This is a genomic window from Enterobacter sp. E1 (assembly GCF_016809815.1).
Taxonomy (GTDB): Bacteria; Pseudomonadota; Gammaproteobacteria; order Enterobacterales; family Enterobacteriaceae; genus Enterobacter; species Enterobacter adelaidei.
Genome location: NZ_JAFBJM010000001.1, coordinates 433974 through 447963, shown reverse-complemented (window position 1 = coordinate 447963; position 13990 = coordinate 433974). Strand labels below are relative to the sequence as shown.

Genomic DNA, 13990 nt, shown 5'->3' with positions numbered 1-13990 from the left:
CCGCTTATTTCAGCAAATCAATCAGCTGCTGCCTGACTGTCGCATCATTGATCCCCGTAAGAAACGGCGCGCCATTCAGGACAGGAACGCCGTAGTCGGTGCTGGTTTTCATGGAGGTGACGATGAGATCGACCCCCTGCTTATTAAGTGGAATTTCACTCAGGCTGCACTGGCTGGTGGAAACCTGGATATGGTTATCAGCCAGAAAACGGGTGATTTTCTGGGCGATCATGGTGGACGTCGCCATGCCGGTGCCACAGGCGACAAGGATCTTTTTCATAATGAAGTCCTCAGGGATTTTGCAGTTAACGGGAAGGTGTTGGCTTTTGCCAGAACCAGACAGGCCAGCAGGTCGATGCAGTGTTGCAGGTCGCGCAGGCTGGCGACTTCAGCGGGTGAATGAGTGTAGCGGCAGGGGACAGACAACCCGGCGCAAAGAATGCCCTCCTGCTGGAGCTGGATATAGCCGCTTTCGGTAATGACGCCCGGGGCGACTTCGCGCTGAACCGGGATCTGGTGCGCCGCCGCCGTGCTCTCCAGCCAGTTGAGTACCGCAGGTGAGGTGATTAGCCCGGCCAGCGTACCGCGTCCGTGGTAATTGAGGCAGGTAATACCCGGTCCCTGGTTAATCACCAGATCGGCATAATCCACCAGATCCGGAGTGTCGCAGGAAGGCGTAATATCAATACCGATGGTCAGGTCGGGTTGCACATGATGGATGGCAGGCAGGATGCCGCGAATATTAAACTCTTCCTGGACGGCGGCGACGATAAATAGCGCGATATCCAGCTTCTGGTCGGCGATTTTATCTGCAAGACCCAGCAGGGCAGTGCATCCCAGACGGTTATCCAGCGCTTTGCTACAAACCAGGTTGTTGCCCAGGAGGCGTGGGGGATTATTCAGGGTAACGGGCGTACCGACGTTGATGCCCATGCTGAGCGCGTCCTGTTTGCTGGCTGCGCCGATATCTATCCATAAATGGTCAATGGATGGCGGCTGAGTGCGCTCGTCGCCTTTGCTGAAATGGTAGGATTTGATACCAATGCAGCCAGGAACGTTGCCTTTACTGCCCTGCAGGTTGACCGTTGAGCCGGGCATGGTGATTTGCGCCGGGCCACCAACCCGTTCAAAACGAATAAATCCGTTCGTTTCAATTTTGCGCACCATAAACCCGACTTCATCCATATGGGCGAATACCATGACCCGAAGCGCGTCGGGGTCCTGACTGCCATATTGTGCAATCACGTTGCCCAGTACATCGCGGCGGGTGCAGATGGCATGGCGGGCAAGTTGTGGCTCAATAACATCAGCCACCGGACCTTCGAAGCCGGGAATGGCGTCCAGCGACAGAAGTTGTAACAGGGTGGAACGGATATCAAATGACATAATCAGTCTCGGTGAGGGATACACGGTCGTGTTATCTGCTGAAACTGATTGATAAAATGTGACAAAAGTCACTTTCGAATGGGAAATAAACGCTATTTGCGGTGATGTGTGAGCGTAATAAAAATAATTCGCTCATTTTGAGTGTTCATTCGGAATAATCGCTCACTCAGGTTGAGTGATTTGATGTGGGATTCAGATCTGTGAGTGCTATAACGTACAAGCCAGTATTCTCCTCAGAATGCGGTTTACCAGCTTTCACTGAGGCGCGGTGGATGTCCTGCCGCGTTAATTTGCCTTCATTATGCCCGGTTGCAAACACTGCATTGTGGTAAGCCAGGTACGTGGCTGCGCCTTTCTGGTGCCAGATCTGCAAACCGGTCTCAGCGGTATCCATCGACGTCGGCCTGCGTGCGCCAAAAATCGGCCACTCTTTAAAGACGTAGCGAACCTGCGGATTGGCCTGCATCAGCGCCTCCATAACCGGTGCCTGATGCGCACAGACAGAACAGATAAGTGCACGAGCACAGACGGATTGCAAATGGATATACGTGCAGGGGAAAGCCTGATTGCGTTAGTAATAGCGTGCGACCAGCGCGCTAACCAGTCAGCCTGTGATGCGGGCGAGCGTGTGAAGGCTACGACAGCAGTGACTTCATTAGAGGGGACAGCGAGTCGACGACATGCTGCGTAGCCAGTGAGCATAGACGAGCCCTGACGACGTGCCGTGCGCACGCCAGCAGGTCACGTGGATGCAACAGGAAGCGACGTGTCGCTCGCGCGCCACTTTGCGCTGGTGGCTATTCCCACTCCAGGAAAGTAAGGAGAAGAAGAAATGATCCATAGATGGGAGTCTGAGAGGCAGGTAAGTACCAGGAGCAGACCTTTCTATAGAAAATTTTGTGTCAAAAAATTGGGTGCAGATCACTAACCTGTAAAGCGTGGGCCAAGAGAAAACGTTGCTTGCAGCAGAACACCTTAGTTTTCGGGGGGCAGGTCAATGATCGGCATCGCTCAGTCCCCTTGGTGATTTGAGATATTCAGCGATTGATCAGATCACACACTCCGGGCTGAGTTCCCTTTAAGGGATCTACTATTCCGCGCGGCTATTTAGATGATAAAAATATAATTTAAAAAAGCCAATAAGTGAAATTTCATTCCCGGTGATAAAGCAGGCCATAGGTTTTGACCTACTTCTTTATGAATGTTTATCTGGAGTGAATTATTGAAACAGTTGCTGCGGTGCTGTTTATTGTTTCAATAGATTCTTTTACTGTATTTTAGTTTTGCAGTAAGAGTGTCAGGACTGTGTTTTAATAACTCCCTTTTCTTTGCAATGAAATCTTTTGTGCTGTTAATTACTTGGCCTTTCGCAATGTAGTTATCTACTCGGAATTCACCAGTGTTAGTTTTGATTGAATAAATAACTACATCACCTGTTTTTGTTGTACAAAGCTTGATACCTTCCTGATACAGGATGTCTCTTATTTCTTGTTTTGGGTGATCATATTGATTCGCAAAATTAGAACCTACCACTGCAACCAGTGGTTTAACTTTCTTTAAGAAGGCCGACGTAGTGAAACCATTATCAGCTCCATGGTGAGCCATTATCATTACATCCACTTCATTTTTTATAGTGGATAACTCTCTTAAGTATGAAGCAATGTTTTCACTTTCGACATCACCCAAACTTAGCACGTTAAATGACCCTGTTCTGAATATTTTTACTGTGGATCTATTATTTGCATTATTAGTGTCTATTTCCAATGGATTATAAACAACATCAGAATATTTTAGCGCCCTTGCTTTATCCAGACTCTTGATATAAGAAGGTGTTATTGAAATTGCTGTGATTTTTTTATTTCTCTGGCGTAGAGTTTCGTTCTGATATTTGAATATTGCCTCCAAACACTTTTCACCATTGTCAGTATGCGGCTCATATCCTGGATACTCTATTTTTCCTGGCTTGAAGCTGCCAAGTATTTCTTCCAGCTCTGAATATTTGCAATGATCACTATCCCATGAGGTAATATGGAGGCAATGTATTTTAGATGCTCCACATAATGCCATTTCATCATTTAAATTCTGTCTATTGGCATTGTTGAGTCTCGCTTCAATTAATGTAAAAAAATTCCCATCAAAGTAAGAATATGAACCACCTTTATCTTCAAGCATGTACGAACGAAATCGAGTGTACTTAGAATCCGCAGCCATTGACTAACCTTATGATATTGCCTTTTTCTTGTAGCTCAATATAATGATGTGATGATAAGTATTTTTATATGATTTGGATCAAAGCATAAGCGAGGTAGGGCTGATGATTTATGGAACTCTCGATAAAAAAATATCGCTGGCTTTATCAGGTGGTGGGACACGAGCAATGGCATTTCATGCAGGTATGTTGAGATTACTTGCAGAAAAGGGAAAACTTGAAAGCATAAGTAAAATATCAACAGTTTCTGGTGGCAGTTTACTTGTGAGTTTAATTTATCAAAAATCTAGTGGGGAATGGCCTTCATCCAATTATTATCTCTCTCATGTCTATGATGAGGTAAGAAATGAAATGTGCCAAAAAAGCCTACAGTCCGGTATGATAAAAATGCTCTTGAAACCTAAAAACTGGAGGTTTGTATTCTCTAGAGCTAATCTACTTTCTCAGGTTTTAAATAAAAAATGGGGAGTGACATATAAGCTTTCTGATATTCGAAAATACCCTGAGTGGTCTATAAACGGCACGACCGCAGAGACAGGGAAAAGATTTAGATTTCGTAATGATAGTATTGGTGATTATACTATAGGATATGCATGTCCTAATGATTTTTTGCTCTCAGATGCTGTATCAGTTTCAGCAGCATTCCCTGGTGGAATTGGTCCGTACTCATTGTCTACGGCTCATTTTCGTTGGTTAAAAGGTGAGTGGGGCGATAGGTTAAATTGTAGCGAGGTAAGTCTACCTTATAAGAAACTTAGAATATATGATGGTGGTGTATATGATAATTTGGGCCTTGAACCTTTTTTTGACCATAGCAAACAGGTCCCAAAAGAAGATAGTGAAATAATAATTTGCTCTGATGCCGGTGCCCCACTACAAGTTGGGTTTGATGCATTTTCACTGAGTCCATGGCGATTAAAAAGGGTCGCCGACATTATTTCAGAACAGTCGAGATCGTTAAGGATTAGAGCTTTTGTAAACTACATCATGAAGTCTCAAAATGGATTTTACTTCGGAATAAGTAACCCTAATGTAAAAAAACAACATGATGAGCTTTCTAGATTTTCATGCGGTTATTCTACGTCGCTTAAGAAATTTAGAACTGAAGATTTCGATAAAATAGCAGAGCATGGTTATATTGTTGCAAAGAACATAACCGAAAATGTTAATTTTTCAGGGTGGTGAGGTAACCGTGTGGAATAGTAGATCCCTTAAAGGGAACTCAGTCCGGATTATCGTGATGCTCAAGATCACAACAAGTTGTGGGATTGTAGCATTAAGTTAGTGGAGCGCGGCGGAAATCTCTCCATGCAGACAAGTGGGGTCAAGTTAGACCCTGTAACGAAGATATCTTTGGCAGTTTGACGGGCACTACGCGGATGATTTCGGCGAATCGGCAGCGTTGATCTTCCGCCAACACCGATAATACGGATGGCGCGGATCCCGACGGTGAAGCAATACCAACTGATTAAGCGTAAAATCTGCTGGTGGCCTGGTGAACATACGCTGGTAAGTTTTGACCATTTTGTCGGGGTCTTTCACAAAGTCGATACCGAAGCATCGACGAATAGCCTTTCGGGCTTTACTCAGCACATCGTAGACATAAGTACCGTAGAGAGCACGGTGTGAGTCTTCCGTTTGCAGATTCATGGCAACCGCACTTTGCTGAATAATCAGTGGCGATATCCCCCTGTGGCTGCGAAATAAACGGTGAATCGCGAGGGTTTTTAGCAGGCTGTCGACATCCTGTGTTTGAAGCGCAATAAAGCAGGCTATGGCGATGATCTCATTATATCCGACAGGTAAACAGCACAAGATATCCTTGAGACCATACAGACAATCTTTTGGGCCGTGTTTTAATAGTTCATGCAGAAGCATCTGCATGAGCGGATGGGCAGGTAGCTCTGTTTTCGTACTCTTCTGGCGTCGTGAGATCTTCATCGTACTCCCACGTAGCACCCTGGTAACCTGCGTCTGATTACTGACCGTCAGGATCTGCCGCAGTAACCCACCCTTGCAGGGGATGACCTTACCCTTAATTCGAATATTTTCACCAAAATACTTTTCCCCCCACTCCGTCACGGGGCCAAAGACGCGTGCGTTCAGCTTTTTATTAATCAGCGTGGGTGTGAGGGCTAATGCATGACGGGCGTTACTGCCGCCTTCCGAGGCCGGATAGCGGTGGCCGAGTTGCACCGGCATCTTCGGTTTCAGCTTTAAGCGCCATTTTTTGCTTTTTTTGCCGGTGGTTTGCACTGCCTCGCCGCGCTGAAAGTATTCCACATCGACAGCAGCTTCCAGCAACGCTGCCAGTGTTATCAGTTCGCGGTCGGGCTGGTCATTATCACCACATTGCAGTGACGCGAACTGCAGCGGATGGCGTTTTACCATAGCTTCTGTACTCCGCATCCACGAAGAAGCGTTCAGCCACATGATGCTGTCATCATCGATGATCCGGCGGGCAAGTCGCGCGCATTCATCGCAGCAATACTTCTTACCCGGAGGGGCAAAATTAGCGCAGTTCTGACGGACACAGGGAGAAAGGGGCGGTGCTTTCGGCAAAGGAGGACTGAGGTATTCCAGGCGCTTTCGTTCGACGTACTTCCGGTAATGTTTTTTACACAGATAACGCTTTTGTTTTAATGCAGCTGTTGCGGCGAGTTTACCGCATCGGGTGCAGTGGGCTTGTTTACGGTCTTTTGCTGGCTTTGTCATTGAGGCTTCCCTGCTGGCAAAAAAGCCCCGAATGTGTGGATCATCCGGGGCCGTAAGGTTAGTCAATGTTACCAGTGCAGGTGAACCGGCGGGTGACTGAACATGCGGGTGTAGAGCTTTTTCTCAAATTTTTGCGGAGCACTCAAAATATCCAGTTGAAAAGTTTCATACAGCCAGCCGTGCACCCGTGCGATCAGTGCATCTTTTCCGGCCTGACGGGCTTCCTCAGTCTCCGCTGTCAGGTACGTATCGGTCGCCATTTGCAGCAGTGTACCCATGATGTTATCCGGGTTGCCCATCGTCACAGCATCAAAACAGAGCAGCGCAGTAGCCTCCAGAACACCACTTTGCTCGGCAAACAACAGATTCAGATGCTCCAGCCCCTTACAGTACTGGTCAAAATATTTATGACGCGTGCATTCACGGTACAGCAGGCCGAGTAATGGCAACTCGACGACAGGTGGTTCCCGGTCGATAATGGGAGCTCCGGTGACGTGTGGCATCCCACAACGAATGAACTCCAGCACGTGATTTTCCCTTTTCCCTTCCAGGCAACGTGTGATGAACTTGTTCTTTGTCAGGCACGGCCCTGGGGCCATATTGTTTGTGGCGTAATTTAACCGACTGACGCTGGTTTTCGCCAGGTCAGCGGCTGCGGGTAACATCTGATTATTTTTTTTAACGATGATTTCCGGTGCGATCCAGAAGTTTTCGGCGACCAGCCCACCGCCATTCTCTGGCGGATAGACGGCACAAAGCCCGGCTTTGAGCCATGCGTGCGGGAAGCCCAATGGCTTGTCGTCAACAACGTTATAGCAACCCTGTTCGTCTTCCAGATTACGAATACGCTCAAGCATTTTTACCAGTTGAATCGGGGTACCCCATGCGCTGGTGCCGAGTGCTGCTTTTACAGCAAGTGCAATCAACTTTTTGACCTGCGGGGTATGGATGAAATATTCCACCCAGCGGCTATGCACCAGGTCAGACCAACTGACATAACCAGCCTGGAAGTTTGGATCCGGAGGCGCTATAACTGAAGGCTGACGTTTCAGTGTCAGCAAGTTGCGATCTGCTTCGCAGCGTTCAGCAAGCGTTTGTGGTGCGACTTCAGCTTGCAAAGCTTCAGGCGCAGTAAAAGGTACATCGCATGTTGCAGGTGCCGGAAGTGAGTCCGCTTCAGTGGAGCTAGCGGCAGTTTTTACTAAACCATCGTTCTGGTTTGAAGGTGAATCATCAACTGAAGCGTCGTTGTTACTAATATCGCTGATCCCTGCGTCGGTTTTCAGTACAGGCACGCTGGTGGCGTGTTCGTCTGTATCAGCAGTCAGCTGGTCCATCAATGCTGTTTCGGGTGCAGTCGGCATTGTTCCTTCTTCTTGGTTTGTATCAGTCCGCGCTACTTTCGGCAGTGTTGATTGCTTATCCTCTTGCTTAACAAACGTGCGTGTTTTGCGAACTTCAATCTGAATAGTTTCAGGTCTACCGTTAATATCGGAGATGTTTAACTGCGTGCGCTTCACGATGCACGGATTTAATTTGTCAGGTTCGCTCATTGGCATTTGTGAAATAGTGATGGCTTCTGCTGGATCATCGGTTTCGATATCTGGCAGAACTTGCCCGTTGATTTTTTTATTACCAGTCATGGCGCTTCTTCTTATTGTTGTGGCACCGATGAAGCAAAAACTCATCAGTGCCGGATTGATATTTATTGCTGCATTATTTGCAGCGGTTTTTTGTGGTGATGCATGTATCAATGGCGTTGAATGTTGTTGGTCATGCAGTAAAAAATTTTTTGCATGACATGTATGGTTTAACATTTGCGTTTAGCCGCGAGCGTTTGCACGGTTAAGCAGCCATTCGTCCAGTTCCGAAGCCAACCAGCCAACGGATGATTTGCCCAGGCGGATCGGGCGTGGAAACGTCGGGTCATAGCGCGGTGATTTTTCGTTCATCCAGTCATAAATCGTGGACTTACCGACACCGAGGTGTTTGGCAACGACAGGAATCCGCAGTATCTGCACAAAATTTTTGGTCATTTGGGAATATGCTCCAGTCAGGTCTCATTGGGGTGGAGCGAGAATAACGGAGGCCGAAAAACAACGGCAGACTTGTGCTGGAGTAAAAAATTACTGTTGGCACAATTTGTAAGGAAAATGGCATTTAACGAGGATGGATTATGTGTGCAATGGCTGATGAAAACCAATTTTTTATAACTTCATCTGATTGTTTTTTAAGTAAATTAAAGAGGATGGGCCAAGCGGGACAGTTTGACTGGATAGCTGTAACAGATGAAGCGTCAGGCAAAAAATTTCAGGGGATTGAAGCACTGAAATATTATATTCAGCAGACACTGGATGATGCCCAACGGCAGCGGACAGCACCTGGGTTTCATTATTCGTATGAGGACTATTTGAAATCCGTAATATCTCAATTTGAACGGGGGTGGCGATACGAAGGGAAGATTGAGTATGGAGCTGAATATGCTTTGCTGCATTACCATCTGAGTTTGTATCTCTATCAGCATAAGAGCAAGGAGGAAGGTATTCATCACCTTATGGAGGCGATGCATTATCTTGGATCTTATGAAGGAAATTATCTTCTGCAAAACTATCTTGGCGTTCAGCAACGGAATAAAGTAAAGGCTTCGGCGGCTGGCGGTAAGGCCAAAGCAGATAAAAACCAGATAGTAAAGGATAAAGCGGCTGAATTGCTTAAGGAAAAAGGTCCTGAACTTATTGGGTTGAGTGAAAGAGAGCAGGCAGAGATTGTTGCTCGCGCACTATGGGATTTTATCGTTGCTTATAATGAAGAAACAAAAAAAATAAATAAGAAGGTCAAAGTAAGTGAGCAGAACCGACGATTGATTGATCTCACTGAAGATGCACTTCCTGATACTTTGTTGAAATGGTGGAAAAAAATGCCAGAACAAAAAGGTGTTTTGGACGGCGTTGTTGCTGAAAAAAATTAGCACACTGAATCCCCGCACTCCTGACAACCACAGGAGGCGGGTAACAGGGTTAATTACTGCTGTTCATGACGTAATTCGCCCAAGCCTGCATCATCGGTCTCCGTTGCTCCAGCAAATCGGTACGGTGATAGGCCGCTTCCACCTTATTTTGGACCGTATGCGCCAGCGCGCGTTCAGCCAGATCGCGCGGATAGCCATGCTCACTACACCAGTCACGGAAGCTTGAACGAAACCCATGCGCTGTAGCCACTCGACCCGGCACATCGCTTTCAGCTTCGACTCTGCGCAGAAATGAGGTAAGGGCCATATCCGATAAAACTATCTGTTTCCGAGGGGAAGGGAATACAAGATCTTTATGCATCCAGCGCATTGTGTTGAGAACAGCCATCGCCTGGTTTGATAAAGGAACCCGATGCTGCACACCGGCTTTCATTTTCTCTGCAGGGATCGTCCAGATGCACCTCTGAAAGTCGACTTCAGACCAGCGCATTTCTCTGGCTTCACCAGATCGACAGGCGGTCAGGATGACGAAAGTTAAAATTGCCCGACTGACGTCATACTTTTCTTTCCGGTCAAGGTGAGTCGCGATGAACAGAGGGATGTTTTGCCAGGGCATCGCAGGCTGGTGAACCCGGCGTAGGCTGGCACTTGTCTGCTGGGGCAACAGAAGCGACACCACGTCGACAGGATTTGCAGAACAATAACCATGCGCCCAACCCCACGCCATAACGGTATGAATACGCTGCTTAGTCCTCCTCGCCGTTTCTGAACGAGATAGCCAAAGAGGGCGAAGCACCGTGGCAACGTTCGCCGCGGTTATGTTACTGATCAGCACGGAACCAATAGTAGGGAAAACATGTTTCTCCAGTGTCGTCAGCCATTGGTGACCGTGCTTCTCATTCTTCCAGCCGGGCAGGAGCTCTGCGTGAACTTTACGGGCAGCTGCTTCAAAGGATGGGATTACGACCTTTTCGGCATGCAGCAATTCGAGCGGATCGACTCCGGTAGCAATTTGTTCCCTCATCGCGTTCGCAAGCTTTCCTGCTTCCGCGATGCTGACTTCAGGGTAAATGCCCAGACCTGCATTACGACGTTTTTGCGTCTGTGGACTGACAAAACGGAGAACCCATTTGCCTTTGCCACGCTTTGAAGAGGGATGCAGAGCAAGTCCGGTGACAATGCCGTGAGGGATGGGTTTATCTTCAGGTTTTAAGTTGCGTGCTTTGGTATCGGTAATTACAGCCATGGGTTTACCTGCAAATTCAGTATGCCATTGGGTATGCCATTGAGAGTGGCTTTCAGTGGATGTGATTGAACAGCTTTACATGAGGGATGTAAATAACTTGCTGATATTGAAGGGTTAATTAGATTGCATTGGACTAAATTAGTTTTGCGAAAAGCAGTCTACGCTTCCGCCAAATTCGAAACCCTGCGATAGCAATATCGCAGGGTTTCGAATTTGGCTTTATCTCTGCCACTACCGTCCGACATACTGACCACTCATACCACCCAATACAGAAGCATGACGACAAGGACTGTGATTTCTGGATTAGTGGTGGTAATTCAGCCAGTACACAGAATCCGAGTGACGTCCGTTCCTGATATCACAATTGTTGGGGGTGATCATGGACCATTGCGGTAACTGTCACGACAATGTGGTTGCTAAAGGCGTTTCCCGCGACAGCAGCATGAAAATATAAAGAATGTTTTGCATCTTTTCGAGAGATTGAAGATTTACCGCAGCCACGTCGTATGCAAGAACGGGCTGCGGCAAGCTGGCTATATTTCGATAGTGCGAGTATTGAATGGTAGCCAGCCGGAATGCATTCTAAATAAAAACTATTTCTTCGCAATTGATTTTATTGTTATTAATACTTTTTGGGAACTTTCTCCACAATAGTAAAAATCATCCGGAGCTTGTCCCATTGGATAATGGAAGAGAGGGCAGGGATTGACTCTAATCATTGCTCTGATCAATGCGGCTTTTGCTATGAAACACAGTGCTATTTCGTAACATTTCTGCATCGTTGATCAATATTTTTCGAGATTTAAGGGCAATACATTTTTCCGCTTCCAGTCTTGCAATAGAACGACGTAAAGTAGAAGTGGTTATGCCCAACAGACTGGCAATCTCTTTTTGCTGGAGAGGAAGGGAAAAGGGTGTTGCTGTAAAAGATTTTGCTTTATTCCTTTCTGACATAAGCAGAATAAACATTGCCACTTTCTTGAAAGCATCATGTTGAAGCAGAACCTTTATCATTTTTAGATTGTCATCAGCTGTTTCAGACAATAATTTTATCGTGTGGCTAAATGTTCCCAGCGTTAGCTGTGATAAACCATACATTGCCGAGTAATCTATCATACATACTTCCGCATCCTGCACGGCAATGGCCGTAGTGTGGTAATGGCTATGATACAAGTTTTCACCACCAATAAGCTGGCCGGGTGTGTAAACGGCTAATAAAGTCTTGTCCTCATCAACCACGGTGAAGCATCCGCTGCGAACGGCAATAAGGTGCTTTACTTCTTCCCCTGCGGTGAATAAACACTGCCCCTGCCTGATTTGAACTCTTCGCTGCAATGCGTGCGTAAAAGCAGGCACACTCTGTGTGAACATACATTCCTGACAGATCTCAGAAAATATGCAGTGCTGGCAGTCTACACAAAATTGAGTATTCATTTTTCCTTGCGTTATCTTGAAATTTTAGCAATAGCTTATCAGAACAACGATCGGTAAAGGGGGGATGATTCCGAAAGTCATTATTTGAAGCCTATGGCACCGACTTTATCGACACAGTCCAATAGCATTACAGACGGAAAATAACTAATGCAGCTATTACCGGTTGTTCTTTTCAGTATGTCAGTCTGTCAGGAAAGAAATTATTTTCGCTTCATCATCGTTGTCGTTACTCCTTTAAGAATAGTTGCCTATATTTTTGCATCAATATAATAAACCATTAGTTATTTATTTTAACCATAAAATAACAATATAACATTTTTGGAAACAATTAAATTTAAATTAAAAAGCATTAACTCTTAATAATGATGTTTTTATTTTTCTTTATTGGTATTAAAACCTATAAAATACTAATTTTATGGTATATATGTTTATATTGATTGTATTTATCGGGATTATCTGTCGATAATTTTATTATATGTATAAGATTGTTCTGTCTTGATCGCCCGAGCATGAAGATGTAAGGCAGATGAAGTCAGTTCGGCAAGATACCTGAAAGAAAGACGCAGGAGTAAGCCTCATAAGGAAGAAAACCCATCCTGATTGAGGCTGTAGCCGAGTTTTATATCGTATGAAATAATTAATGGAAACAGAGTATGAAACTTAACAAATTTGCAGTCGCTATCAGCAGTGTAATGTTCTCTTTTGGCATGGTTTCAATGGCGAATGCAACCTCCACCGGCACCATCACTTTCAATGGTGAAGTCACTGACACTACTTGTGAAGTGAGTGTGAATGGTCAGGGGGCTGATGCTACCGTGGTACTGCCTACCGTACCTGCAACTGAACTTAAGACTTCGGGCATGACTACGGGGCGTACTAATTTTGATCTGCAGTTAACAAACTGCACCGTGGGCGCTGATGGTGCAAAAACGGTTGCCGCTTATTTCCAGACCGGGGCTACTGTTGATAACACGTCTGGTCGTTTAAAGCAGACGGATACTGCCGGTGCTAAAAACGTTTCCCTGCAGCTGCGTGACGGTACTAATACAAACGTTATCTTTGTGGGTAGCTCTACTCAACAAAACACAAATAACTTCGTTGATATTTCCAGCGCAACCAGCGTAACGATGCCATATTCCGTTGAATATTATGCAGAAGACACCGCATCTGCTGGGGCAGTTGCCTCCAGCGTTGTTTATAACCTGCAATACAAATAATCAACTTTACAGATGTCTATCCCGGCGTAATGCCGGGATAACAAGTGCATATACCATGATGAAATTATTATCTGCAATTAAATTTGCCATTAATACGCTGACTATTGGTACATTAACCCTCGGCGCAGCTCATGCGAATGTGGTGTTGAGCGGAACGCGTGTAATTTTTCCTGAATCAGAAAAAGAGGTGACATTAAAAGTCAATAATAAAGGCAAAACACCCGTTCTGATTCAGAGCTGGATTGATACAGGCGATGTGAATGCATCTCCGGAAACTATCTCATCTCCATTTTTATTAACGCCACCGATGAACAGAATCGATCCGGATAAAGGGCAGACATTACGTATTTCTTATCCCGGGGGGATGGGTTTACCGAAAGATCGTGAAAGCTTATTCTGGGTGAATGTTTTGGAAATTCCGCCGAGAGCGCATGATGCTGTTACACCCAATCATTTACAGGTGGCTTTTCGTTCCCGAATAAAATTGTTTTTCCGACCTGCTGAACTCACAGGTGATGCATATCATTCTGCAGAGTCAGTTCGCTGGACTGCGCAAAGTAACACGTTGGTTGCGAAAAATGATTCACCGTATTACGTCAACCTTTTGGGCGTACATACCACAGGGGAGAACCACAAAATTCTTGCAGAAGGAGACATGATTCCACCCTATTCATCAATCACCGTGAAAGTGAAGAATGGTGTTGCGCTGCGTCCTGGTGAGAAACTGTCCTACGATTTTATTAATGATTGGGGCGCCGTAAAAACTGCAGAATTTATATTAAATTAATCCGAGTATTTCGATGATGAACAGGTCC

Annotated in this window: 12 protein-coding genes and 1 pseudogene; 4 read left to right on the top strand and 9 right to left on the bottom strand. The window is 45.8% G+C overall.

Annotated features, from left to right (window positions below; translation table 11 throughout):
• Nucleotides 1-4: 4 nt before the first annotated feature.
• The 4 genes and pseudogenes from JGF26_RS02305 to JGF26_RS02290 form a co-directional block, all read right to left on the bottom strand.
• Nucleotides 5-280, bottom strand: coding sequence for a PTS sugar transporter subunit IIB (locus tag JGF26_RS02305; protein WP_134707470.1), 276 nt, complete (start codon nt 278-280; stop codon nt 5-7).
• Nucleotides 277-1386 carry a M42 family metallopeptidase gene (locus JGF26_RS02300; protein ID WP_134707471.1) on the bottom strand — a complete coding sequence of 370 codons (1110 nt, stop codon included), beginning with the start codon at nt 1384-1386 and terminating at the stop codon, nt 277-279. Before JGF26_RS02300 ends, JGF26_RS02305 begins: the two co-directional genes overlap by 4 nt.
• Nucleotides 1387-1633: 247 nt before the next feature.
• A pseudogene (locus tag JGF26_RS02295) lies at nt 1634-1885 on the bottom strand (DsbA family protein); the annotation flags it as partial.
• Between the two features lie 755 nt (nt 1886-2640).
• Entirely contained in the window at nt 2641-3597 is a 957-nt protein-coding gene (locus JGF26_RS02290) for a hypothetical protein (protein WP_134707473.1), read from the bottom strand.
• 103 nt (nt 3598-3700) lie between these two features.
• Between JGF26_RS02290 and JGF26_RS02285 the strand changes: the two genes are divergently transcribed.
• Entirely contained in the window at nt 3701-4780 is a 1080-nt protein-coding gene (locus JGF26_RS02285; RefSeq protein WP_134707474.1) for a patatin-like phospholipase family protein, read from the top strand.
• 186 nt (nt 4781-4966) lie between these two features.
• Here JGF26_RS02285 and JGF26_RS02280 read toward each other — a convergent pair whose 3' ends face one another.
• The 3 genes from JGF26_RS02280 to JGF26_RS02270 form a co-directional block, all read right to left on the bottom strand.
• Nucleotides 4967-6310 (bottom strand): hypothetical protein, encoded by a 1344-nt coding sequence (locus tag JGF26_RS02280; RefSeq protein WP_134707475.1) that lies wholly within the window; start codon nt 6308-6310, stop codon nt 4967-4969.
• Nucleotides 6311-6378: 68 nt separating this feature from the next.
• Nucleotides 6379-8127 (bottom strand): IF-2-associated domain-containing protein, encoded by a 1749-nt coding sequence (locus tag JGF26_RS02275; protein ID WP_134707476.1) that lies wholly within the window; start codon nt 8125-8127, stop codon nt 6379-6381.
• Nucleotides 8128-8133: 6 nt separating this feature from the next.
• A complete protein-coding gene (locus JGF26_RS02270; protein ID WP_134707477.1) occupies nt 8134-8346 on the bottom strand; it encodes an AlpA family phage regulatory protein in 213 nt (70 codons plus the stop codon).
• Between the two features lie 149 nt (nt 8347-8495).
• Between JGF26_RS02270 and JGF26_RS02265 the strand changes: the two genes are divergently transcribed.
• Entirely contained in the window at nt 8496-9278 is a 783-nt protein-coding gene (locus tag JGF26_RS02265; protein ID WP_134707478.1) for a hypothetical protein, read from the top strand.
• Nucleotides 9279-9327: 49 nt separating this feature from the next.
• Here JGF26_RS02265 and JGF26_RS02260 read toward each other — a convergent pair whose 3' ends face one another.
• Both JGF26_RS02260 and JGF26_RS02255 read right to left on the bottom strand, forming a co-directional pair.
• Nucleotides 9328-10524: a tyrosine-type recombinase/integrase gene (locus tag JGF26_RS02260; RefSeq protein ID WP_134707479.1), complete on the bottom strand. Its 1197-nt coding sequence runs from the start codon at nt 10522-10524 to the stop codon at nt 9328-9330.
• A gap of 711 nt (nt 10525-11235) precedes the next feature.
• Nucleotides 11236-11895 (bottom strand): Crp/Fnr family transcriptional regulator, encoded by a 660-nt coding sequence (locus JGF26_RS02255; RefSeq protein ID WP_167587155.1) that lies wholly within the window; start codon nt 11893-11895, stop codon nt 11236-11238.
• 716 nt (nt 11896-12611) lie between these two features.
• On the opposite strand from JGF26_RS02255, the gene JGF26_RS02250 reads away from it, so the two are divergent.
• Both JGF26_RS02250 and JGF26_RS02245 read left to right on the top strand, forming a co-directional pair.
• On the top strand, nt 12612-13175 hold the full coding sequence (locus tag JGF26_RS02250; RefSeq protein ID WP_108090319.1) for a fimbrial protein: 564 nt from the start codon (nt 12612-12614) through the stop codon (nt 13173-13175).
• Nucleotides 13176-13230: 55 nt separating this feature from the next.
• The gene (locus JGF26_RS02245) at nt 13231-13962 is read left to right on the top strand and encodes a fimbria/pilus periplasmic chaperone (protein WP_238934090.1); all 732 of its coding nucleotides are present in this window, start codon (nt 13231-13233) and stop codon (nt 13960-13962) included.
• The last annotated feature ends 28 nt before the right edge of the window (nt 13963-13990 follow it).